At 40.0% G+C, this 23,283-nt stretch carries 21 protein-coding genes; 9 read left to right on the top strand and 12 right to left on the bottom strand.

The window, feature by feature from the left end; all coding sequences use genetic code 11:
• Positions 1-65: 65 nt before the first annotated feature.
• A complete protein-coding gene (locus tag ACPEEM_RS04405) occupies positions 66-605 on the top strand; it encodes a hypothetical protein (protein ID WP_424407913.1) in 540 nt (179 codons plus the stop codon).
• A gap of 106 nt (positions 606-711) precedes the next feature.
• On the opposite strand, the gene dxs is transcribed toward ACPEEM_RS04405, so the two are convergent.
• The 3 genes from dxs to xseB form a co-directional block, all read right to left on the bottom strand.
• Positions 712-2,556 (bottom strand): 1-deoxy-D-xylulose-5-phosphate synthase, encoded by a 1,845-nt coding sequence (dxs, locus tag ACPEEM_RS04400; protein ID WP_424405901.1) that lies wholly within the window; start codon positions 2,554-2,556, stop codon positions 712-714.
• 63 nt (positions 2,557-2,619) lie between these two features.
• Positions 2,620-3,507, bottom strand: a complete 888-nt coding sequence (gene ispA / locus ACPEEM_RS04395) for a (2E,6E)-farnesyl diphosphate synthase (protein WP_424407911.1) — start codon at positions 3,505-3,507, stop codon at positions 2,620-2,622.
• A gap of 6 nt (positions 3,508-3,513) precedes the next feature.
• A complete protein-coding gene (gene xseB, locus ACPEEM_RS04390; RefSeq protein WP_424405899.1) occupies positions 3,514-3,759 on the bottom strand; it encodes an exodeoxyribonuclease VII small subunit in 246 nt (81 codons plus the stop codon).
• Between the two features lie 133 nt (positions 3,760-3,892).
• Here xseB and thiI point away from each other — a divergent pair, with 133 nt between their 5' ends.
• Complete coding sequence (gene thiI, locus ACPEEM_RS04385) at positions 3,893-5,335, top strand: tRNA uracil 4-sulfurtransferase ThiI (protein WP_424403461.1); 1,443 nt, start codon at positions 3,893-3,895, stop codon at positions 5,333-5,335.
• 40 nt (positions 5,336-5,375) lie between these two features.
• Here thiI and ACPEEM_RS04380 read toward each other — a convergent pair whose 3' ends face one another.
• Positions 5,376-5,696, bottom strand: a complete 321-nt coding sequence (locus ACPEEM_RS04380) for an HI1450 family dsDNA-mimic protein (protein WP_424405897.1) — start codon at positions 5,694-5,696, stop codon at positions 5,376-5,378.
• Positions 5,697-5,912: 216 nt separating this feature from the next.
• On the opposite strand from ACPEEM_RS04380, the gene msrP reads away from it, so the two are divergent.
• The 3 genes from msrP (at position 5,913) to ACPEEM_RS04365 (ending at position 7,999) form a co-directional block, all read left to right on the top strand.
• A complete protein-coding gene (gene msrP, locus ACPEEM_RS04375; protein WP_424407909.1) occupies positions 5,913-6,869 on the top strand; it encodes a protein-methionine-sulfoxide reductase catalytic subunit MsrP in 957 nt (318 codons plus the stop codon).
• Entirely contained in the window at positions 6,869-7,480 is a 612-nt protein-coding gene (locus ACPEEM_RS04370; RefSeq protein WP_424407907.1) for a protein-methionine-sulfoxide reductase heme-binding subunit MsrQ, read from the top strand. The genes msrP and ACPEEM_RS04370 overlap by 1 nt, the downstream gene beginning before the upstream one ends.
• A 75-nt stretch (positions 7,481-7,555) precedes the next feature.
• Positions 7,556-7,999: a YcgN family cysteine cluster protein gene (locus ACPEEM_RS04365; RefSeq protein ID WP_424403454.1), complete on the top strand. Its 444-nt coding sequence runs from the start codon at positions 7,556-7,558 to the stop codon at positions 7,997-7,999.
• A 61-nt stretch (positions 8,000-8,060) separates the two neighbouring features.
• On the opposite strand, the gene ACPEEM_RS04360 is transcribed toward ACPEEM_RS04365, so the two are convergent.
• From ACPEEM_RS04360 to ACPEEM_RS04335, 6 genes are all read right to left on the bottom strand, one after another.
• Positions 8,061-8,819, bottom strand: coding sequence for an SDR family oxidoreductase (locus ACPEEM_RS04360; protein WP_424403452.1), 759 nt, complete (start codon positions 8,817-8,819; stop codon positions 8,061-8,063).
• A gap of 2 nt (positions 8,820-8,821) precedes the next feature.
• Positions 8,822-10,261, bottom strand: coding sequence for a bifunctional indole-3-glycerol-phosphate synthase TrpC/phosphoribosylanthranilate isomerase TrpF (gene trpCF, locus ACPEEM_RS04355; RefSeq protein WP_424407905.1), 1,440 nt, complete (start codon positions 10,259-10,261; stop codon positions 8,822-8,824).
• Positions 10,262-10,274: 13 nt separating this feature from the next.
• Positions 10,275-11,276: an anthranilate phosphoribosyltransferase gene (gene trpD, locus ACPEEM_RS04350; protein WP_424407903.1), complete on the bottom strand. Its 1,002-nt coding sequence runs from the start codon at positions 11,274-11,276 to the stop codon at positions 10,275-10,277.
• Positions 11,277-11,561: 285 nt separating this feature from the next.
• Entirely contained in the window at positions 11,562-12,152 is a 591-nt protein-coding gene (locus ACPEEM_RS04345; protein WP_424403446.1) for an aminodeoxychorismate/anthranilate synthase component II, read from the bottom strand.
• 12 nt (positions 12,153-12,164) lie between these two features.
• Positions 12,165-13,730: an anthranilate synthase component 1 gene (locus tag ACPEEM_RS04340; RefSeq protein WP_424407901.1), complete on the bottom strand. Its 1,566-nt coding sequence runs from the start codon at positions 13,728-13,730 to the stop codon at positions 12,165-12,167.
• Between the two features lie 391 nt (positions 13,731-14,121).
• Entirely contained in the window at positions 14,122-14,718 is a 597-nt protein-coding gene (locus ACPEEM_RS04335; protein ID WP_424403443.1) for an FMN-dependent NADH-azoreductase, read from the bottom strand.
• 179 nt (positions 14,719-14,897) lie between these two features.
• Here ACPEEM_RS04335 and sohB point away from each other — a divergent pair, with 179 nt between their 5' ends.
• Both sohB and ACPEEM_RS04325 read left to right on the top strand, forming a co-directional pair.
• A complete protein-coding gene (gene sohB / locus ACPEEM_RS04330) occupies positions 14,898-15,953 on the top strand; it encodes a protease SohB (RefSeq protein WP_424403441.1) in 1,056 nt (351 codons plus the stop codon).
• A 248-nt stretch (positions 15,954-16,201) separates the two neighbouring features.
• Positions 16,202-17,029 carry an OmpA family protein gene (locus tag ACPEEM_RS04325; protein WP_424403439.1) on the top strand — a complete coding sequence of 276 codons (828 nt, stop codon included), beginning with the start codon at positions 16,202-16,204 and terminating at the stop codon, positions 17,027-17,029.
• A 286-nt stretch (positions 17,030-17,315) separates the two neighbouring features.
• Here the strand turns inward: ACPEEM_RS04325 and ACPEEM_RS04320 are convergent, their stop codons facing one another.
• Entirely contained in the window at positions 17,316-18,182 is an 867-nt protein-coding gene (locus tag ACPEEM_RS04320; RefSeq protein WP_424405892.1) for a fructosamine kinase family protein, read from the bottom strand.
• A gap of 585 nt (positions 18,183-18,767) precedes the next feature.
• Between ACPEEM_RS04320 and ACPEEM_RS04315 the strand changes: the two genes are divergently transcribed.
• Complete coding sequence (locus ACPEEM_RS04315) at positions 18,768-19,127, top strand: hypothetical protein (RefSeq protein ID WP_424403436.1); 360 nt, start codon at positions 18,768-18,770, stop codon at positions 19,125-19,127.
• Between the two features lie 247 nt (positions 19,128-19,374).
• On the opposite strand, the gene ACPEEM_RS04310 is transcribed toward ACPEEM_RS04315, so the two are convergent.
• On the bottom strand, positions 19,375-20,970 hold the full coding sequence (locus ACPEEM_RS04310; RefSeq protein WP_424405890.1) for an ABC transporter substrate-binding protein: 1,596 nt from the start codon (positions 20,968-20,970) through the stop codon (positions 19,375-19,377).
• A gap of 323 nt (positions 20,971-21,293) precedes the next feature.
• Between ACPEEM_RS04310 and thrS the strand changes: the two genes are divergently transcribed.
• The gene (thrS, locus tag ACPEEM_RS04305; RefSeq protein ID WP_424407899.1) at positions 21,294-23,225 is read left to right on the top strand and encodes a threonine--tRNA ligase; all 1,932 of its coding nucleotides are present in this window, start codon (positions 21,294-21,296) and stop codon (positions 23,223-23,225) included.
• The last annotated feature ends 58 nt before the right edge of the window (positions 23,226-23,283 follow it).

The raw sequence follows: 23,283 nt of genomic DNA, 5'->3' as shown, positions 1-23,283 counted from the left end.
TAAGATAGCACATGAAAGTGCGGTTTATTTTTAAAATTTTTTTAGGGTAAAAGAAGGAAAACGCTGTGCAAAAATTACTGATTGTAAGAGGGCATTCGGGATCGGGCAAAAGTACCTTTGCGTTAAGCAAAATGGCAGAATTTACGCAAGGTTCTCCACATGGCAAGATTTTTCATATTGAAAACGATCATTTTCTTATGGAAGACGGTGTGTACCATTGGACTTTTGAACGCTTTTTGCAAGCCAAAGAAAAAGCACAGCAATTATTGGCTCAAGCCTTTGATTTTTGCCGTCAATACCCCGAGCAGGATGTTTTTATTGTGGTCAGTAATGTGGGGGGAAATACGGAGGAAATCCGCCAAATGCGAGCAAAAGCCGATGGTTTAGGGTTAGTGACGGAAATTTATCGTCTGCAAAACTTTTTTGACAATGCCCATCAAGTTGAGGCTCGCATTGTGCATGAAATGTATCTGCATTTAATGAACCATCCCGTAGAAGATGAAATTTTCGTTCCCACCCTTGCCCCCATGACAGAAAAAACACGTCAAGAGATCGAAAAATTACAAGCCCAGAAAAGAAAAAACCGCTACACCAAGAAGGGATAGCGGGAGGTCTTAATATAAGAAAGTTAAAAGACGACTGCATTTGCAGTGCACTAGCATTAATTAAGACTGGCTATTTTTTAAATAGTTCAGCCCCAAATTTAATTTTTTATAAAAAATTTTTAATCTGTTGTGCAATGCCATGTTCGTCTAAATTTAGGTCAGCCCAAATTTCTTGCTGTGTTCCTTGAGGAATAAAGTGATCAGGTAAGCCCAATTGTAATAATTTCACTGGATGTTGTTGGGCATGGAGAACTTCTGCCACTGCACTGCCCGCCCCACCTTGAATGGCGTTTTCTTCCAGTGTGACGATCAAATCATGGGTTTTAGCCACATCATGAATGCGTTCAAGATCAATTGGCTTCACAAAACGCATATCCACTAAGGTGGCATTCATTTTTTCTGCTACCGCTTTGGCACTTGGCAGAAGGGTGCCGAAATTTAAAATCGCAATTTTTTCCCCTTCACGAATTAATTTGGATTTACCCACGGCTAACTTTTCTAATGGTGTCAGCTCAACTCCAATGGCATTACCACGAGGATAACGTACTGCCGCAGGTTGATTGAGTTGATAACCCGTGTACAGCATTTGACGGCATTCATTTTCATCACTAGGTGTCATGATGACCATGTTGGGAATACAACGCATAAAGCTAATATCAAAGGCTCCCTGGTGCGTTTGTCCGTCTGCTCCGACAATTCCTGCACGATCAATGGCAAACAAAACAGGAAGATTCTGAATGGCGACATCGTGAATGAGTTGATCATAAGCTCGTTGTAAAAACGTAGAATAAATCGCCACCACGGGTTTATAGCCACCAATTGCCAGACCTGCCGCAAAGGTTACCGCATGTTGTTCAGCAATGGCGACATCAAAATATTGTTCAGGGAAGCGGTTAGAAAATTCCACCATGCCAGAGCCTTCACGCATGGCAGGGGTAATGCCAATTAATTTCGGATCCTGTTCTGCCATTTCACAGAGCCATTGACCAAAAATTTGTGAATAGGTTGGATTAGCTTGCGTTTTCGGCAATTCTCCACTGTGATGATCAAATTTAGGTACGCCATGGAAACCAATAGGATCTTTTTCCGCAGGGGCATAGCCTTTGCCTTTTTTGGTCATAATATGCAAGAATTGCGGTCCTTTTAAAGAACGCATGTTTTTTAAGGTGCTGATCAACTCATCTAAATTATGTCCATCAATAGGCCCAATATAATTAAATCCAAGTTGTTCAAACATGGTGCCGACTGGGGAAACAAACCCTTTCACGTGTTCTTCCGTTTTTTTCACAAATTCTTTAATTGGGGGCATACCCGATAAGATTTTTTTGCCGCCTTCACGGATAGAGGAGTAAAGGGAACCCGATAGCAAGCGAGCGAGGTGGTTGTTTAACGCCCCCACATTTTCGGAAATGGACATTTCATTATCATTTAAAATCACCAGCATATCAGTATGTAATGCCCCAGCATGGTTCATGGCTTCAAATGCCATGCCAGCCGTAATCGCACCATCGCCAATAACACAAACTGTTTTGCGACCTGCATTTTCTTTTTGTGCGGCAATGGCAATGCCTAAGCCTGCACTGATTGAGGTGGAAGAATGCCCCACACTGAGCACATCAAATTCGCTTTCTTCACGCCATGGGAAAGGGTGAATCCCATTTTTTTGGCGAATGGTGGACATTTTATCGCGGCGACCTGTTAAGATTTTGTGAGGATAGGCTTGATGCCCAACATCCCAGATTAATTGATCGAAGGGGGTTTTAAACACATAGTGTAAGGCAACGGTTAATTCAATAGTGCCTAAACCAGAAGCTAAATGTCCGCTACTTTGACTAACAGACTCCAATAAATATGCTCGTAATTCCTGACACACTTGTGAAAGCTGATCTTTGCTTAACAAACGTAGGTCATCAGGTGAATTAATTAAAGATAAAAGAGGATAATTTTGCATAACCGTTAGTCAATTCCAAAATAATTTAAAAACAGACCGCACTTTTTTTACTTTTATGTGCGGTTAACTTTTTCTATTTACCACAAATTGTGCAAGAGCACGCAAGGCTTGAGTATCAAAGGGAAGTTCATCTAATATGCTGATGGCGTCTTGATACAAGGCTTGGGCTTTTTGTTTTGCACCTGCTAAACCAAGTAATTTCGGGTAGGTGCTTTTATCTGCAAGCAGATCGGAACCTACCGTTTTTCCTAATACCTCACTTTCGCCTTCAATATCTAAAATATCGTCTTGCACTTGAAAAGCGAGTCCCACTGCATCGGCATAACGTTGTAAGGTTTGTGCTAATGCGTGATCGCCAAAGTGAGGTGAACAAATAAAACCTAATTCCAATGAAGCGGCTAATAATGCCCCTGTTTTATTGCGATGAATGTGTTCTAATTGGGTTAAACTAATTTGTTTTTGTTCAGAAATCAAATCCAAGCTTTGTCCTAAACACATTCCTTTCACACCAGATGCCTTTGCAAGGGTGCTCACTAAGGCCAGTTTTTGTTGTGCGGAAAGGGTAGGGGCTTGGGTTAACATTTCAAAGGCAAAGGCTTGTAAGGCATCGCCCGCCAGAATTGCGGTGGCTTCATCAAAGGCAATGTGGCAGGTAGGTTGTCCCCGACGTAGGCTATCGTTATCCATTGCGGGAAGGTCATCATGAATTAAGGAATAAGCATGAATGGCTTCTAATCCTGCCGCCGCATAATCTAGCGAGGTGAAATCAGCCCCTAGCATTCTGCCCGTGACATACACTAAAAAAGGACGAATACGTTTTCCGCCCAATAGCACGCCGTAACGCATTGCCTCAATTAACGGGGAAGGGGCAGTGGTGAAATCTAATTGCTGTGCAAGAAAGGTATTGATCCGTTCTTGTAGCTGTTGTAAGTCTTGCGAAAATTGATACATGCGTATTTATTCTTCTGCTTGGTAATCCGTTAAGTCAGCGTGTGCATTTTTTTGCAACAAAATTTGAATACGCTGTTGGGCTTGTTGTAAGCGTTCTTGTCCTAAGGTCGCAAGGGCAATGCCTTGCTCAAATTCTTTTAAGGCGTCTTCCAGTGGCAAGGTTCCACTTTCTAAACGTGTTACAATTTGTTCTAATTGTTGTAACGTCGTTTCAAAATCTAACTCAGTTTTGCTCGTTGCTTTTCTTGCCATGAACGCATCCTTATTTCACAAAGTATTAAGTGGCGTATTGTACTTTATTTTTCGGTGTATGTTAAAAAATAGTGTACAATATGGCTCAATTTTTTTCCTCAATCCAATCACAATGAAATAAAATCAAAATACTATGAAATTTATCATTAAACTTTTCCCTGAAATTATGATTAAAAGCGAGTCTGTGCGTAAACGTTTTGTCAAAATTCTCACTGGGAACATTCGCAATATTTTAAACAAATACGATGACAGTGTTGCCGTGGTTCGCCATTGGGACTACATTGAAGTACGTTCAAAACTTGACGAAAATCGACCGCACTTAATTGCGTTATTACAACGTATTCCCGGTATTCATCACTTTTTAGAAGTAGATGAAAAACCTTTTACCACCATGCACGATATTTTTGAGCAAACCTTGCAAGATGTCGGCACAAGCCTAGAAAACAAAACCTTTTGTGTGCGAGTCAGACGTAAAGGCAAGCATGACTTTAACTCATTAGATGTCGAGCGTTATGTGGGGGGCGGCTTAAACCAACATATTGCCAGTGCTAAAGTGCAATTAACTCGCCCTGATGTCACCGTCCGTATTGATATTGAAAACGATAAAATGATGTTGGTTAAAGCCCGTCATACAGGCATTGGTGGTTATCCAATTGGAACACAAGAAGATGTGCTATCTCTTATTTCGGGTGGCTTTGATTCGGGCGTTTCCAGTTATATGTTAGTGCGTCGTGGTTCTCGTGTGCATTATTGTTTCTTTAATTTAGGGGGCGCTGCTCATGAAATTGGCGTAAAACAAATGGCATACCACATTTGGAAACGTTACAGTGAGTCGCATAAAGTCCGTTTTGTGGCAATTAATTTTGAAGAAGTGGTGGGCGAGATCCTACAAAACGTCGATAACGGGCAAATGGGCGTGGTGTTAAAACGCATGATGGTGCGGGCAGCAAGCCGTGTGGCAGAACGTTTTGGCATTCAAGCCATTGTAACAGGGGAAGCGTTAGGGCAAGTGTCTAGCCAAACATTAACCAATTTACGGTTGATCGATGAAGCGGCAGATTGTTTGGTTTTACGTCCCTTAATTACCCATGACAAAGAGCAAATTATTGCCATGGCAAAAGCGATTGGCACGGATGATATTGCGAAATCCATGCCAGAATTTTGCGGGGTGATTTCGAAAAATCCAACGGTGAAAGCCATTAAACAAAAGATTGAAGCTGAAGAAGACAATTTCAATTTTGCCGTGTTAGACAGTGCGGTGCAAAATGCACAATATTTAGATATTCGTCAAATTGCCGAGCAAACGGAAAAAGAAGTGGTGGAAGTGGATACGGTCTCGGTATTCAGTGAACAAGAGGTGATTTTAGATATCCGCAGCCCTGAAGAAACCGATGAAGCACCGTTGCAAATGGAGAATGTGCAGTTAATGCCGTTTTATAAATTGTCTTCACAGTTTGCCAGTTTAGATCAAAGCAAGACCTATTTGTTATATTGTGAACGTGGTGTCATGAGTAAATTGCAAGCCTTGTATTTAAAAGAGCAAGGTTTTGTGAATGTGAAGGTTTTTCGTCAATAAACCGCCATAAAAAATGCCGAAGCAAGTTCGGCATTTTCATTCACTTTTTCCAAACAACGTGAAATTCACGATCTTCTTCACGGTGAGAAATTAAAAATTTCGCAAAGACATCATCCATTTCATCTTGTTCATTAACTAACCCGATCCACACTTCCGCAAAGGCATCGGGATCAATTAATACACCAATTTCCATTTCCCAATCTTCTGCCGTTTCAACAAATTCGACGGCACCCCGATCTTCAAATTGTAAGTTAAATAACATGATATCCGCAGGATCAAGGTGTTCTGGTGCCATTTCGAGAAAAATATCATAGGCAATATCAATGGCTTTGTCGGGATCAAGTCGGTTTATGTCTGTCATGGGGTTTCCTTTTACATATAGGTGAGACGAAATGGGCATTATCATAGCATAACTTGAGGGAAAACTTTTTGAAAATAGACCGCACTTTCTGCAAATGCCACCTCGCCTTCCTTTTTTCTGTAATCAATAACATTAACGCTCGTCTAAAATTAGCAATGAAAGACAAGACATTATCTAGAAAAATACGATGAACGATAAAGTTCACAAGGGGGAACGATGAAAAAATTAACCGAAAATGATGTTACACCAGAACATATTTTCTTTGAACGCCGAAAATGGATTCAAGCCATGGGGGTGATGGGGGCGGCGAGCTTTTTCCCGAATATTGCTTTGGCAAAAGAGAATGATGGGCGTAAAACCTTATCTTTTACGCAAGATAATAACCCACAAGCCTTGGCATTAACGCCTGAAAATAAGGTCATAGGCTACAATAATTTCTATGAATTTGGCGTGGCGAAAGAAATGCCGGCGAAATATGCCTCAGCCATGAAAACGGAACCTTGGACATTGCGGATTGAGGGGGAAGTGGAAAAACCGATGACCTTTGATGTTCACCAGTTAATGCAACAGCTTCCCTTAGAAGAGCGGATTTACCGCTTCCGTTGTGTGGAGGCATGGTCAATGGTGATTCCATGGATTGGTTTTGAATTAAACAAGCTGTTAGCCTTAGTCCAGCCGACGAGTCACGCCAAATATGTGGCATTTGAAACGCTTTATGATCCCGACACTATGCCAGGCGTGAAAAACAGCTTTTTTGGCGGTGGCTTGATTTATCCTTATGTGGAAGGCTTAACCTTAGAAGAAGCCATGCATCCCCTAACATTATTATCTGTTGGGTTATATGGAAAAACGCTCGCCCCACAAAATGGTGCCCCTATTCGTTTAGTGGTACCGTGGAAATACGGGTTTAAAAACATTAAATCCATTGTCAAAATCACCTTAACCTCCGAACAACCACGAACCACATGGCATCAGGCGGCACCGCATGAATATGGATTTTATGCCAATGTCAACCCGACGGTGGATCATCCACGTTGGTCGCAAGCCAGTGAGCGAGTTATTGGTGCGGGCGGTTTATTAAGCGTGAAACGACAACCGACCCTCATGTTTAATGGCTACGAAAAAGAGGTGGCTCATTTGTATCAAGGACTTAATTTAAGGGAATATTTCTAATGTTAGGTTATCTGAGAATCGTGGCACACAGCCTATGTGCCATGCCGTTATTATGGCTCGTTTACCTGTTAATCACAGGGGATGAGAGCCAACTGGGTGCCGATCCCATTAAAGAAATCCAACACGTTTTAGGCTTCACTGCCATGAGTATTTTGCTGATCTTGTTTCTGCTTGGCATTGTTTTCCATTTACTTAAGCAACCCCATTTACAGATTTTACGCAGGGCGTTGGGTTTATGGGCGTGGAGTTATGTGATTTTGCATATTGCCGCCTATTTTTTTCTTGAATTAGGTCGCGATCTGGATTTATTTTTACAGGAAATCACCCATCGCCATTATTTAATCATGGGGATCCTGTCATTTTTTATCTTAACTGCGATGGCAATAAGTTCATTGCCTGCGTTAAAACAACGCATGGGGAAATGTTGGTTTTACGTGCAAAAATTAGGCTATTATGCATTGCTATTCGGGGCAATTCATTATTATTGGTCTGTAAAGCATGTCACCTTTGCTTCCACGTTGTATTTAGCGGTAGCGATATTCATTCTGATCTGGGAAGGGGTCATCACCTTTTTCAAACAAAAAGGGAAGAAAACGCCATCATCCACATGAAACGGATTGATCTGTAAATTAAGTGCGGTAGAATATCGCACTTAATTTTTTGGGCTGAATTGAGTGAAGAATTGAATGCAAATAGACGCTGAATTTTGGAAACATAAAACCTTATTAGAGATGAATGACGCCGAGTGGGAAGCTCTTTGCGATGGTTGCGGAAAATGTTGTTATCGAAAATTCATTGAAGGGCGAGGTAAACGCAAAAAGCTTTACTATACTCGCATTGCATGCAATTTATTAGATCTTGAAACAGGGAAATGCAGCAATTATTGCCAGCGTTTTAAATTTGAGCCTGATTGCACCAAACTGACCAAAAAAAACCTGCCCGATTTTCACTGGCTCCCTGCCACATGTGCCTATCGTTTACTCTATGAAAACAAACCTCTTTTTGATTGGCATCCGTTAATATCAGGAACGGCGGATTCCGTGAAAGCGGCGAATATTCAAATTCAAGATGGCATTCATGAAAATGATGTGATTGATTGGTTTGATTTTGTGATTGATGAAGAAAAATAACGTAACCATGCCAGAGGATTACGTTATTTTTGCAAGATGATTAGGCTATTTTTGAAACGGGTTATTGCCCATTTTTTGCCACATTTAACGGGGCACTACTTTGTGCCACAGGCATCACTTCAATGCGATTAATATTGACATGTGGAGGTTGCTGATTTGCCCATAACACAATATTGGCAATATCTTCAGGGGTGATAAACTGCACATTTTCATACACTTTAGCTGCTCGTTCATCATCGCCTTTAAAGCGTACATTGGAAAACTCGGTACCACCACATAAACCGGGTTCAATATTGGTAACTCGAATGGCTCGCCCTGCCAGATCCGCCCGTAGATTCAAACTAAATTGTTTAACAAAGGCTTTGGTTCCCCCATAAATATGTCCACCGGGATAAGGGTAAGTACCTGCAATTGACCCCATATTAATAATGTGCCCCTGATTACGTGCCACCATTTGGGGTAACACTAAACGGGTTATCACCACTAAGCCTTTGATATTGGTATCAATCATCTGTTCCCAGTCATCAAGATTCCCTTGATCAGCAGGATCGAGCCCCAATGCTAAACCAGCATTATTGACCAATAAATCAATAGCTTGCCATGCTGGAGGTAAATGTTGTAATGCCTCTTCAATTTGTTGTCGTTTGGATAAATCAAATGCCAGAGGGAAGAATGCCTCACCAAATGATTGTGCTAATGCTTCCAATCTTTCAGCACGACGCCCCGTGCCTATCACGGCATAACCATGTTGAATTAAGGTTCGACAAATGGCAGTACCAAATCCCGATGTGGCACCTGTGACCAATGCAATTTTTTTCATGTTCACTCCTGTTTTTTGTCTTGTTTTCCTCGCGTTAAAATAGACTGGAAAATCGTTGCCAGTTTTTCCTCATCTTTCACGCCTGCACAACGTTCTACGCCAGAATTTAAATCCACACCTAAACATTGTTGTGCCAAGGCTTGTTCGATATTATCGGGATTGATTCCACCTGCCAATAAGATTTTATGTTTAAATTTTTCTGGAATCAGTGACCAATCAAAGGATTTTCCTGTGCCGCCTTGCTGGCTGTCGCTTTTGCTGTCAAAAATATAGCGGGCGATAAGTGGATTTTCGGTAAAATCTACCGCACTTTTTTGGGCATGATGTACGGAAATGGCTTGCCAAATTTGACAATCTTCAGGCAATTGGTGATGCAATTCGGCAATAAATGCATCGGTTTCTGCACCGTGTAACTGTACGGCATGCAGAGCGAGTTGACTGGCTATTTTACAAATAAAATCAATAGGCTGATTTTGAAACACTCCCACAAAACGCAAAGGGGCTTGTGTCACAAGTTCCTGTGCTTGACGTAAACTCACGCAGCGTTTGGATTGTTCGGCAAAAATTAAACCGCCATATAACGCCCCTTGTTGATAGGCAGTGCGTACATCTTGTTGGCGAGTTAAACCACACACTTTATTTTCCCCAAAAATCAAGGCACGAACGGCATGATTTAAATCAGCTTCACCCATTAAACTGCTGCCAATTAAAAAACCATCGGCAACTTCGCTTAATTGTTGAATCTGGTGATGATGATAAATGCCCGATTCACTGATGATTCTACAATCATCGGGGATGTGATCGGCATAGTGTCGGCTTAATTCTACCACTCGATTAAGATCAATACTTAAATCATGTAAATTGCGATTATTCACCCCAATCACTTTCGCATTTAAGGCTAATGCACGTTCAAATTCCGCTTCATTGCTCGTTTCTGTTAATACGCCCATGCCTAATTGGTGTGCTAAATCGGCTAACTGTTGATATGTCTCATCATCAATAACAGAAAGCATGAGCAAAATTGCATCGGCATGATAATAACGGGCTAAATAAACTTGGTATTCAGACACAATGAAGTCTTTACACAAAACAGGTTGAGGGGCAATCTCACGGACTTGCTGAAGATACGCAAAATCCCCTTGAAAATATTGTTCATCGGTTAGCACAGAAATCACAGACGCATAGTGTTTATAGACTTCAGCAATGTCTTGTATGTGAAAGTCTTCTCGAATTAATCCTTTTGACGGCGAGGCTTTTTTACATTCTAAAATATAAGCAGGGCGTTGTTTTCCCCCTTGTTGAATGGCTTGGTAAAAAGTGCGGTCGCTTTTAGTTAAATGTTGTTGCAGTTGTGTAATAGGCAGTGTCTTTTGTTTCTCTGCGATCCATTGGCGTTTATCTTGTACAATTTTTTGTAAAATCGTGGGGGTTGTTTGTTGCATACGAGATCCTAAATTAGTATGAAGCGAGGTTTTCAAGTGTGGCAAATCCCTGTCCACTGTGAATCACATCAAGAGCATAAGCGGTATTTTGTACCAAATTGTCTTGACCAAATAATTTCATGAGCATCGCTGTATTGATCGCCACAGCATGATTATGTGCTGTTTGTCCTTTCCCTTGCAAGAGTGCTCGAATCATGTTGGCGTTGTCCGCAGGTTCGCCCCCTTTCAAATGCTCAAGGGATTGAGTGTGTAAACCAAAATCAGCAGGGGAGAGAGTATAACGCTCAATTTTTCCTTCCCGTACTTCTGCAATTTCTGTTTTGCCATGTAAGGCGACTTCATCAAGTCCCGCCCCATGCACAATAAGGGTATGTTGATGCTGTAAACGTGCCACGGTTTCTGCATAAGGCTGAATTAAATCGGGTGAATAGACCCCCAGTAATTGGCGTTTAGGTCTGGCTGGATTAATGAGTGGGCCAAGCAAATTGAAAATTGTCCGTGTTTTCAAGGCTTGGCGAACAGGCACCGCATGTTTAAAGCCAAGGTGATATTGTTGGGCAAATAAAAAGCACAAACCAATCTCATCTAATGCTTGACGGGCAGTTTGTGCAGACATAGTAATATTCACGCCTAATTGACGTAATAAATCGCTCGACCCCGTTAAACTGGAAACACTACGATTGCCATGTTTGGCAATTTTCAGTCCACAAGTTGCCCCAATAATGGCAGAGGCTGTCGAAATATTAATGGTATTGGCTCCATCGCCACCTGTGCCCACAATATCCGCAAAAGGATAATCTGGACTTGGGAAGGGTTCGGCATCGGCTTGTAGGGCAGTGACGGCACCGCTGATTTCTTCTACGGTTTCGCCCCGTAATTTTAAGGCAATCAAAGCTGCGGTGAGTTGTTCATTGGAAAGTTGTCCACGGACAATGGCGGTAAAGAGAATTTCGCTTTGTTGTTGATTAAGTGATTGTTTTTCAAATAAATGATGAAGCAATTGTTCCACTTGCATAATACATCCTCGGGGTATGTCTTTCTTATGTTCTGCATATTGCACTATTAAACTAGTATATTTATTTTGTGTCAAGGGGATTCTTTCTTGTTTTTTCTTTTTATATTGAAAAACAGGCTACTTAAAGCCCATGTCATCACATGAGAACATGTAAGACGAGCAAAAGAGAAAGAAAACCGACCGCACTTTTTTGAAGATTAACCGTGAATGCTATTGTGAAAAGGTTGTGAGGGGGGCATTCACGTTGTGGTTTCATCATCACAATGACAAAAGTGCGGTCTGTTTTTAAAAAGATTTTGGCGTTAATAACCAATCAATTGATTGTGCTAATAATTGCGAGCCTTGCACCGTCAGTAGGCTTTCTGGGTGAAATTGAAAAGCACAAATCGGTAGATCACGATGACGAATCGCCATAATGATGTCGCCATAGTGTGCATTAACAATCAATTCATCAGGCAAGTCGCTGCCCATCAAGGAATGATAACGAGCCACAGGCATGGGATTGGCAAGCTGGGCAAACATAGCCTGCTCATCATGTTGAATATGCGACACTTTGCCATGCAACACTTCCCCAGCATGAATCACTTTGCCACCAAAGGCTTCAATGATCGCTTGATGCCCTAAACAAATACCAATCATAGGCACTTTTTCTTTCAAGCGTTGAATTAAAGGCAACATATTGCCTGCCTGTTGCGGATTCCCAGGGCCGGGGGAAAGTGCCAATATGGTATTCGGTTGGTTTAAAGCGGTGTGTTCTAAAAAATCAAGATCACAATCATTGCGGTAAATGCTGACTTGATGCCCTAAACGACGAAATTGATCCACAAGGTTGTATGTAAAAGAATCAAAATTATCTAAAAATAAAATCTGTGCCATAGAATATCCTCTTTACTGTGCAATAGAAGCGGCTTGTTGATTGGTTTGAATAATGGCGTGAATCACCGCTTTCGCTTTGTGTCGTGTTTCATCTGCTTCCAATTGAGGATCGGAATCTAACACTTCACCACAACCAGCTTGAACATAAGCAATGCCTTGTTGAACAAAGGCAGAACGAATCACAATGCACGTATCAAGATCACCATTTGAAGAGAGATAACCCACCGCACCGCCGTAGCTATGTCGTTTTTGTTGTTCAAATTGATAAATCAGTTGCATGGCTTTAATTTTGGGTGCCCCTGTGAGCGTGCCCATATTCATACAGGCTTGATAGGCATGTAAGGCATCAAGCTCTGGGCGTAATGTGCCGACGACACGAGAAACTAAATGCATAATGTGAGAATAACGATCCACTTGCATTAAATCCGCCACTTGTCGTGTGCCACTTTCACACACCCGTGCGACGTCATTGCGAGCTAAATCCACCAGCATTAAATGTTCTGCTAGCTCTTTTTTGTCTAAGCGGAGTTCCAATTCTAAGCGAGCATCCAGTTCGGGATCGATATTGCCTTTTTCATCAAAACCGCGAGGTCTTGAGCCTGCAATGGGGTAAATTTCCAGTTGGCGTGTGTGTTGGCTATATTTTAATGCACTTTCAGGTGATGCACCGAATAAGGTAAATTCCTCATCTTGCATAAAAAACATATAAGGGCTTGGATTATTGTGCTTGAGTTGTCGATAAGCGGCTAAACTGTGCGGACAGGCTAATGAAAAACGGCGTGATGGCACAATTTGAAACACATCACCTTGATAAATATGCTGTTTTAACTGCTGAATAATGGCTTTGAAGTGATCATCGTCTAAATTCACTTTCACTTCATTTGAGACAGGTTCCGTTGGTGAGAACGCAAAGTGCGGGTCAATTTGTTGTAATTTTGTTGAAATAGCCACTGCATGTTGGAATACCTGCTGTTGAGAATCAGGGTTAAAACAAAAACTTTGTAGTTCAGCTTGTTGTAATTGATGATCGATCACCAAAAGCTGTTCGGCTAAATAGAAACAATAATCGGGGCAAGTTAAACCATCATCTTGCAGTGTTATATTTTCAGTTGGAATAAAATTCGCCACTAAATCATAGGCAAAAAGCCCCCCTAAAAAAATCGGCGTAGGGCTGTGTTGATAGAGGGTAGTGAGACTGCGAAGCCCATCAAATACGGTGAGTGCCTGTAATTTTGTGTCTTCATCAAGATTTGGGTTAAGTGTCGGAAACTGAATTTCGAGAAGATCTGCCTGATCTTCTAATAGATGAACTTGTGTTTGTAACGCAGCTTTAATTGCAGCCAATACAGGTCGTCCATTCGGATTTAACGCAGAAAAACGAACAGATTGTTGATGACAGGTGATTTTGACCGAGGCATTCATCAGCAACAAGCTTTTTAAGCTGTTTTTACTGCTAATTTCTGCTGATTCAAGTAAAAGGCAGTTGGGTTGCTGGTGGCATAATGTCGCAAAAACTTGCGTCAGATCTTTATGATAAGCAACAGGGGTATGTTTGGTGTTGATAAATGTTGTTTGCATTCTTCCATTCTCGCAAAATTGAATTTGCACTATTAAACTAGTTCATTTATTTTCTGTCAAGTGAAAAGCGTACTTTTTTGTGATGTTTAAAAAGAGTGGAAATTGTGTAGAAAGAATAAAAAGAAAAGGTGATAAATAGAAAAGTGCCAATAAAGAAAGAGGACGATAATTCGTCCTCGATAATTTATCCTTAAAGTCTCATCCTTGAATTCTCGTCCTTGATCGATAATCCTTGAATGTCAATCCTTCATTGTTACGTCCTAGTACTTCAATCCTTGAACGTTGATCCTTATGATTCATCCTTGATTGTTCAATCCGTGAACCTATGTCCGTGATCGCTCAATCCGTGAATGTCCATTCTGAAAGAATCTTCCTTGAGTCGTTGAATTTATTATGTATGGGCAAAGGCAATAAATTGATCAATTTCTGCTTTTGCTTTGTTTTGTGCTTTTATTACAGCCTCAGCACCTGTTCCTAAACCTTCTGCATAAATAAAGGTTACATCAGTGATACCAATAAAACCTAGCATGATCTTAAGATAAGCTGACACTAAATCCCTTTCTGTGCCTTGATGAAATCCACCACTCGTCAAAATGACAACGGCTTTTTTTCCTTTAATTAAGCCTTCAGGACCCGCCTCAGTATATTGGAAGGTTACACGAGGACGAGCAATATAATCAAAATAGCTTTTTAATTGTGTTGGGATCATAAAGTTATACACTGGCGCATTAATGACCACGATATCACTCTTTTTCAATTCCTCAATTAAGGTATTGGAATGGGATAAAATCGCCTGTTCTTCTGCGGATTTCGCTTCGCCTCGTAACGCATTAGCAGCAATGCTGTCAAAATGTGGCATTCCCTCTTTTGTAAGATCACGCTCAATGAGGTGTTCATACGGGAAATTGGCGATAAAGTAATCCGAAAGTTGGTTACTTTGCGAAGCACTACCTGAAATGCTGGATTTTAACAGAAGCACATTTTTCATTAATAAATCCTTGCCATATGTCGTCAAAGAGGGGTCATTATATGAATTATTTTGTGGAAATAAATTGTTCAATAAGAAAAAGACTATTTACGAAAAGTGAAAAATAGCGTGTAAAATTGCACTTTCAATTAGATCGGTTATCATAGCCTTTTATTTGATTTATAGAGGAAAAAACAGATATGTGGTCTGAAATTGCGGTTGGCTATGGTGTATTTATTTTAGAAGTCTTAACCATTTTATTAGTGATAGCAGGGATTGTGGCGATGATTTTTGCCATGAAACAACAAAAACATAAGCTACAAGGCGAGTTAGTGATTACGGATCTTTCCGATGAATACAAAGAAAACACACAAAAGCTACGGGATTTTCATTTAAGTGATGATGCCTTGAAAGACATCGAAAAAGCAGAAAAGAAAGCCAATAAAGAAAAGTTAAAAAGAGAAAAAGAAAAACGTAAAAAAGGTGAAAAGGTGGATGAACGCCAGCCTCATCTGTATGTTTTAAATTTTAAAGGAGATATTGCTGCTTCAGAAACTAATGGATTACGTGAAGAGATTAGTGCCATTATTGGCGTGGCAAAACCTGAAGACGAAGTGTTATTACGTTTAGAAAGCCCTGGTGGTGTCGTACATGGTTATGGTTTAGCAGCTTCACAGTTGGCTCGTTTGAAATCACATGGGATTAAATTAACCGTGGCAGTAGATAAAGTCGCAGCAAGTGGCGGTTATATGATGGCTTGTGTGGCAGATAGAATTGTGGCTGCACCTTTTGCGATTTTAGGCTCTGTGGGCGTGGTAGCTCAAATTCCGAATATTCACCGTTTATTGAAAAAACATGATGTGGATGTGGAGGTGATGACCGCAGGGGAATATAAACGTACCATGACTGTTTTAGGCGAAAATACCGAAAAAGGGAAACAAAAGTTCCAACAAGAACTCGAAGAAACCCACGGCTTATTTAAACAATTTGTCGAACAACACCGTCCACAGGTGGATATTAACGAAGTGGCAACAGGTGAACATTGGTTTGGTCAGCAGGCATTATCACTGAGATTAATTGATGATATTTGCACCAGTGATGATTTAATTTTAGCCGCCATGAAAGACAAAAAAGTGCTTTCCGTCAAATATCAAATTAAAAAATCGTTGATTCAAAAAATTGGAAAACAAGCAGAAGAAAGTGCAGATGGTGTTTTATTACGCTGGTTAAGAAGAAATAATCATCAATTACTTTAGCTTGAGAATCTTTACATAACTTGACTAAATGATCGAAGAAATTTGATAAAAGCCAGAATTTAGCGATTTACTTTGAATCCAATCACCTTTACTATATAACTTCTGATTTTAAAGAGTCTGATGTCAAACTTATTTTGGTGACGAGCCAAAATAAGTATAAAAATAAGATGAGAATAATCTCTTAAAGTGTAGCTTGTGATTCTTCGGAATGACAAATTTCGACAACAAAGGTAACGAAGGTAGAACATATGAAATTATCACGTTTATTATTAACAGCAATTGCGGCAACAACACTTGCGGCGTGCGGTAATTTAAGCAAAGTTACAGATGAAGGTACATCTGATAATTTAGTTTGGCCGAAAATCGATGATGCTGTGTTTAACCACGATGGAAGCCAATTTGGGTCATGGCCAAACTGGGACAATGTTCGTATGGTTGAACGTGGTATGAATAAAGACCAACTTTATAACCTATTAGGTCGTCCACATTTTGCAGAAGGCTTATATGGTGTACGTGAATGGGATTACGCCTTTAACTATCGTGAAAATGGTGTACATAAAATTTGTCAATATAAAATCTTATTTGACAAAAATATGAATGCACAAAACTTCTTCTGGTATCCAAATGGTTGTAATGGCAATTCATCATTTAGCTTAAGTGGTGACTTCTTGTTTGATTTCGATAAAGATGTCCTCACTGTTAAAGGGAAAGAAGTGGTTGACAGTGTAGCCGCACAGTTGAAATCTTCTGGTGCAAAAGACGTGAAAGTGGCAGGCTTTACAGATCGTTTAGGGTCAGCTAAATATAATTTAGACCTTTCACAACGTCGTGCAAACCGTGTTAAAGCACGTTTAATTGAACAAGGCGTGAATGCCAATATTCATGCAGTGGGTTATGGTAAAGCACAACAAGTCAAAGCCTGTGATGAATTCCCAATGGGAAGAGAATTAAAAGATTGTTTACGTCCTAACCGTCGTGTAGAAATTACGGCATCAGGCACGGTATTAAAACAGCTTGATACAGGCACAAACGGTGGAGCGGGTACAACAGGTCCTGCGCCACTTTACAGAAAATAAGTAAAGCATAAGCATCGTAAAAAAGCTTTTCATGATCTGACTGCAACAGTCAGGCTAATTTAAGGACTGAGTTCTGTACTATACAGGGCTGAGTCCTTTTTTATTCGATAACGTAAACGTTCTTCTTTGGTTTTGGGTACTGTGGCATTTTGGGATATTGGGCTTTCATTGTCGGGCGAGTTTGGGGAGTGATATCAGGTCATAAAAAATCTGCACCTTAATCAATTGAATGTTTAGTTCAACTTTTGGGGAGCAGATCATAATAAGCTTTTTTGTCTAAATTGAGTTAAAGCATCAATATTTTTTCAATAAACATTTTGGTTAATTCCACATAATGTTGATGGAAACGATGACTGAAATTGAGTAAATAATACAATTGATAAATCGGTTTTCTCTCTACATATCCTTCATCAAGAGGAAAAGTGCGGTCATAATTTTCATAGAATTGTGCTGGGAAAGGTTCAAATAACTCTGTAAAGGCTAAATCGCACTCTCGATCTCCCCAATAACAGGCAGGATCGTAAGTTACAATTTGGTTATTGGCGGTCGCACAGTTTTCTATCCATAAATTGCCGTGTAACAAAGAGGGTTTTGGCTTATGTTTAGCCAATAAGGTTGCCACTTGAGTGACAATTTGATCAATATCGCCAAAATCGACATCTTTTTCTTTACAAAGTTGTAGCTGCCAGCCAATACGTTGCTCACTGAAGAAGCTTGCCCAGTTTGCTTTCCATTCATTCGGTTGATATTCAGGTCCTAGCCATGTATCGAAATCCAAGCCATAATTCTCAGATCCTTGAATTTGGTGTAAACGTGCTAATTGTTCACCGAAAATGCCCATGTGTTCTGGCTTGTTATTTTTATCCAAATTGAGACCTTCAAGGAGAAGAAAACTTTCAGTAGCAGAGCAACCGACGCCATAAACAGCGGGAACCTTTATGGTGTTGGTTTTCGCTAATAATGAGAGTTGATCGGCTTCCGCACGGAACATAGAACGGCATTTTTTATCGTTGATCTTAACGAAGACAGGCTGGACACCATCATCAATCATCCAAGCATCATTCATTTCACCGCTATGGATGGGTTCTTTATGCTTAATAAAATAATAAGCACCAAATTGATCTGCTAATACTTGAGAAATATGTTTCCACATAACGCCTCCAATAATTGATGACAGTGAGTTTTAGTGTAAAAAGATTGACACAAAAATACTGTGATAGAAATCAAAATTTCTGCATTTTTGTTAAGGCTTTTTAATGTTAAAAAATATTTTCTTATTTGTAAATAAAAAGTAAATAACTGGTTAGACCAGTGTTTTAAGAAACAGATTATTTATCCTCGTTGAATCAATCTATTTTTTGTATCAAAAACACTAAAATTAACATGGAAATTTTGCTTATTTTCACCCCCGTTTTGTCTTGGCGAAAATAAGCAATACCTGCAAAATAGGTACGGATTTTCCTTATATAGATTCGTTTTTACTTGTCTTGGCGTTATTCCTCTTGCAGATAAAAATTTTCTCAACATTAATATGTATGGTTGTCAACGCACATATCGTAAATGACTTAATTGAGTAAATTTTAAGCTAAAAAATCAATAAAAATAGGCAGAAAGTGGGGGAAAATACCCAATTTTTGTTATTGGATGATGAATATTGATCTATCTAAATGTTAAAAATAGTTTTATTATATAGGCTGTTATTATGTAAATAAAATAGACAATTAGGTAGGTCAGAAGAATGAACTATAACTATCCTTACTTTAGGGTGATTTTTGGATTCCCTAGCGTTGCTTTTATTCTTCCCATTGTTATTCAGTTTCTTTTATTTCAAGATTTTAGTCTTTGGGTGTCAGGCGTTGAAGGGGGGGCTGCATTTTTAACTGCACTATTATGCTGTTGGAGAAAGTATACTCAAGAAAATATCTATGTCATCTTAATCACTCATACCTTATTGGTTTATTTATGCTTACTTGTTTCTTATAAAGATATTTATCTTGCGTTATTTATTCTTATTCCTTTTGGTATTTTGGGCTTTATCATTTCGTTTACAAATATTGTATTTCTTTTACCAGAGAGTAACGATCAAAACATGTATTAATATCGCTCAATAAACAATCAAATTATTGTTTAAATAACATATAGAAATAATAAGTGAGTAAAATACTCACTTTTATTATATATAAACAAGGCAATTGTCATCCTATTTCCCTCTATCAGCAGAAATCTTGATTGTTTCCACTTCACATGAAAATGAAAAAGAGTAAGATTAGCCCATTGCCTGAGAAAAGAGTTAAAAAATACCGCACTTTTGAAAATAAAGTGCGGTATTTTTTTGTGATATGTGGTTAGTCTGCTAACTTGGTGCCGTAGAAGTAGCTATAACCAAATGGGCTTTGTTTATAGTCTTTCACACGTAAACTCAATGGGGTATTGGAAATGGAGTGAGCAATGGTAATCCAAGGTGCTTGCTCTTTGGCAATGACTTGGGCTTTTTTGTATAGTGCTGCACGTTCTGCTTGATCAGATAAGCTGATGGCTTTGCTTAACAATGCATCAAACTCAGGATTGCTCCAACGGGCATAATTGCTGTTACCAATGTTTTCACTGCCTAATAACGGTGAAAAGAAGTTATCAGGATCACCATTATCACCAGACCAACCATAGGTGCCAGCTGTCAACTCACCAGCTTTCGTCCGTTTAATATAATCACCCCATTCATAGCTAACGAGTTTCGTTTTTACGCCAACTTTTTCCCAATCACGTTGTAAGATTTCAGCCATACGGCGAGGGTTTGGATTGGAGGCACGTACCACAGGCTGCACCCAAATTTCGGTTTCAAAACCATTTGGATAACCCGCTTCTGCCAATAATTGCTTCGCTTTTTCAGGATCAAACGGATAGTCTTTGACTTCATCGTTATAACTCCAAATCGTTGGCGGTAATACGTTTTTGGCAATCACGCCCGCCCCTTGATAAACCACATCAATAATCGCTTGTTTATCTGTGGCATAGTTTAAAGCTTGACGCACTTTCACATTGTCAAAGGGTGCCTTTTCGGTATTGAAAGCAATATAAGCAATGTTTAGCCCTTCTTTCGACATTAACTGAATTTTAGGATCTTTTTTCATTTTGGCTAAATCCGCCGTATTCGGAAAATCCATCATATCGCAAGTGCCGGCTTGTAATTTTGCATAACGTGTGCTGGCATCAGGCACAATATCAAAGATAAGACGATCAATTTCTGCTTTCGGTTTCCAATAATCTGGATTGGCTAAGAAACGAATTTTTTGTTCAAGTTGATAACCTGCGAAGATAAAAGGCCCTGTCCCGATTGGGGTGGTGTCCACTTTTTCTGGTGTACCAGCTTGTCGCATTTTATCTGCGTATTCGGCGGAATAAATGGAAATGAAATCCATGCCTAAGCTAGCTAAAAAAGTGGCGTCTGGTTTCGTTAAGGTGATTTTAACGGTGTGATCGTCCACTTTTTCTACTGCTTTTAATAATTTCGGGAATTTCATCGCATTGAAATAAGGGTACGTTCCTTTTGATACTGCATGATAAGGGTGGTTTTTATCTAACTGGCGATGGAAAGAAAAAATCACATCATCGGCATTAAATTCACGGCTTGGCTTATAGTCTTTGGTGGTGTGGAACTTGACGCCTTTGCGTAAATGGAACGTATAGGTTAATCCATCATCGCTAATTTGCCAGCTTTCTGCCAAGGCAGGTTCAAGATCTGTGGAGCCACGTTTAAACTCTACTAAACGGTTATAAACTTGTTGGGAGCTTGCGTTATAAGAAATGCCTTCCATGACCAGTGCAGGACTGAAACTACTTGGGGCACGGCTAACACAGTTGATAAAGGTTTTATTGCTCGCTTGAGCGGTATTGACAATCAATAAGCCTGTTGCAATTAATGAGAGCTTGGTGGTGAATTTCATAGAGTCTCCTTTCTGTAAGCAAAAAATATTTGGCGTATACTAAGCAAAATTATGCCATAAACCAAAGAACTTGCCGTTGTAATTTATAACAATTGGTACTAAAAAGGGCTGACTTCACTTCTCTTTTATGAAAAACATGGGTAACTACGCCTAGAGAGAAGTGTGAAATCAAAATCGCAAAGTGCAATCAAATATGATAGAATTTTTCACCGCACTTTTGCCTTATTCAGAGTAGGAATGAGCCTAAAGTGCGGTTTATTTTTGAGAAATTTTAGCGAAAACAAGTAACCTCTCGTATGGGTTACCACTGTAAAGGAAAACTTATGCCAATTATTACTTTGCCTGACGGTTCACAGCGTCAGTTTGAACAACCCGTTTCTGTGATGGATGTAGCAGCGAGCATTGGTGCAGGTCTTGCGAAGGCTTGTATTGCTGGACGTGTTAATGGTGAGCGTAAAGACGCTTGCGATGTTATTGTTGAAGATAGCAAACTCGAAATTATTACGGCAAAAGATGAAGATGGATTAGAAATTATTCGCCATTCTTGTGCACACTTATTAGGTCATGCCATTAAACAATTGTTTCCTCAAGTTAAAATGGCAATTGGTCCAACCATCGACAACGGTTTTTATTATGATGTGGATTTAGACCGCTCTTTAACCCAAGAGGATTTAGATGCACTTGAAAAACGCATGCTTGAGCTTGCGAAAACCAATTATGATGTGGTGAAAAAAGTGGTGAGCTGGCAAGAAGCTCGTGATACCTTTGAAGCCCGTGGCGAGCCATACAAAATGGCGATTTTAGATGAAAATATTGACCGTTGCGATACGCCAGCACTTTATCATCACCAAGAATATATTGATATGTGTCGTGGTCCACACGTGCCGAATATGCGTTTTTGCCACCACTTTAAATTAATGAAAGTGGCAGGAGCATACTGGCGTGGTGATAGCAAAAATAAAATGTTACAACGTATCTATGGCACTGCTTGGGCAGACAAAAAACAACTGGCAGAATATTTGACCCGTTTAGAAGAAGCCGCAAAACGTGACCACCGTAAAATTGGTAAAGCTTTAGATTTATATCATATGCAAGAAGAAGCACCGGGCATGGTGTTTTGGCACAATGATGGTTGGACAATTTTCCGTGAACTGGAAACCTTCGTTCGTACCAAATTAAAAGAATATGATTATCAAGAAGTGAAAGGTCCATTCATGATGGATCGTGTGTTGTGGGAAAAAACAGGACACTGGCAAAACTACGGCGATTTAATGTTCACCACCCAATCTGAAAACCGTGAATATGCCATCAAACCGATGAACTGCCCAGGTCATGTACAAATTTTCAATCAAGGCTTGAAATCCTACCGTGATTTACCAATTCGTATGGCAGAATTTGGCTCATGCCACCGTAACGAGCCATCAGGTTCCTTACACGGTTTAATGCGTGTACGTGGCTTTACTCAAGATGACGCTCATATTTTCTGTACGGAAGACCAAATTGAAAGTGAAGTGACGTCCTGTATCAAAATGGTGTATGACATTTACAGCACCTTCGGCTTCCAAAATATTCAAGTCAAGCTTTCCACGCGTCCAGAAAAACGTATTGGTGCAGATGAAATGTGGGACCGTGCAGAAGAAGGCTTAGCCAATGCCTTACGCCACAACGGGTTAGAATACGAAATTCAAGAAGGCGAAGGGGCATTCTATGGGCCGAAAATTGAATTTGCCTTGCGTGACTGTCTAGACCGTGAATGGCAGTGTGGCACTATTCAATTAGACTTTGCCTTACCGGGTCGCTTAAATGCGTCTTATGTGGCAGAAGATAATGACCGTCGCACACCTGTGATGATTCACCGTGCAATTTTAGGCTCTATTGAGCGTTTCATCGGGATTATTACAGAAGAATATGCTGGTTTCTTCCCGTCATGGTTAGCTCCAACACAAGCCATTGTTATGAATATCACCGATTCACAATCGGAATATGTGCAAAAGGTGGTGAAAACTTTATCTGATGCAGGGTTGCGTGTGAAATCCGATTTACGTAACGAAAAAATTGGTTTCAAAATCCGTGAACATACCTTACGTCGGGTGCCATATATGCTTGTGTGTGGAGATAAAGAAATCGAAGCCGGCAAAGTGGCGGTACGTACCCGCAAAGGGGCAGATCTTGGTACCTTCACCATTGAAGAATTCACTGACATGCTCAAAAAACAAGTGTATGCCCGTGAATTGAAATTATTTGGGGAAGTTTAATATCATCATTCAATGAGACTAAAGTCATTTAGTCTCATTTTTTTTAATCATTATACAT

Origin of the sequence: Pasteurella pantherarum (genome assembly GCF_049670885.1) — a bacterium.
Taxonomy (GTDB): Bacteria; Pseudomonadota; Gammaproteobacteria; order Enterobacterales; family Pasteurellaceae; genus Pasteurella.
Note: the sequence above shows the minus strand (reverse complement) of the source record. Positions and strands in the feature narration are given on the sequence as shown.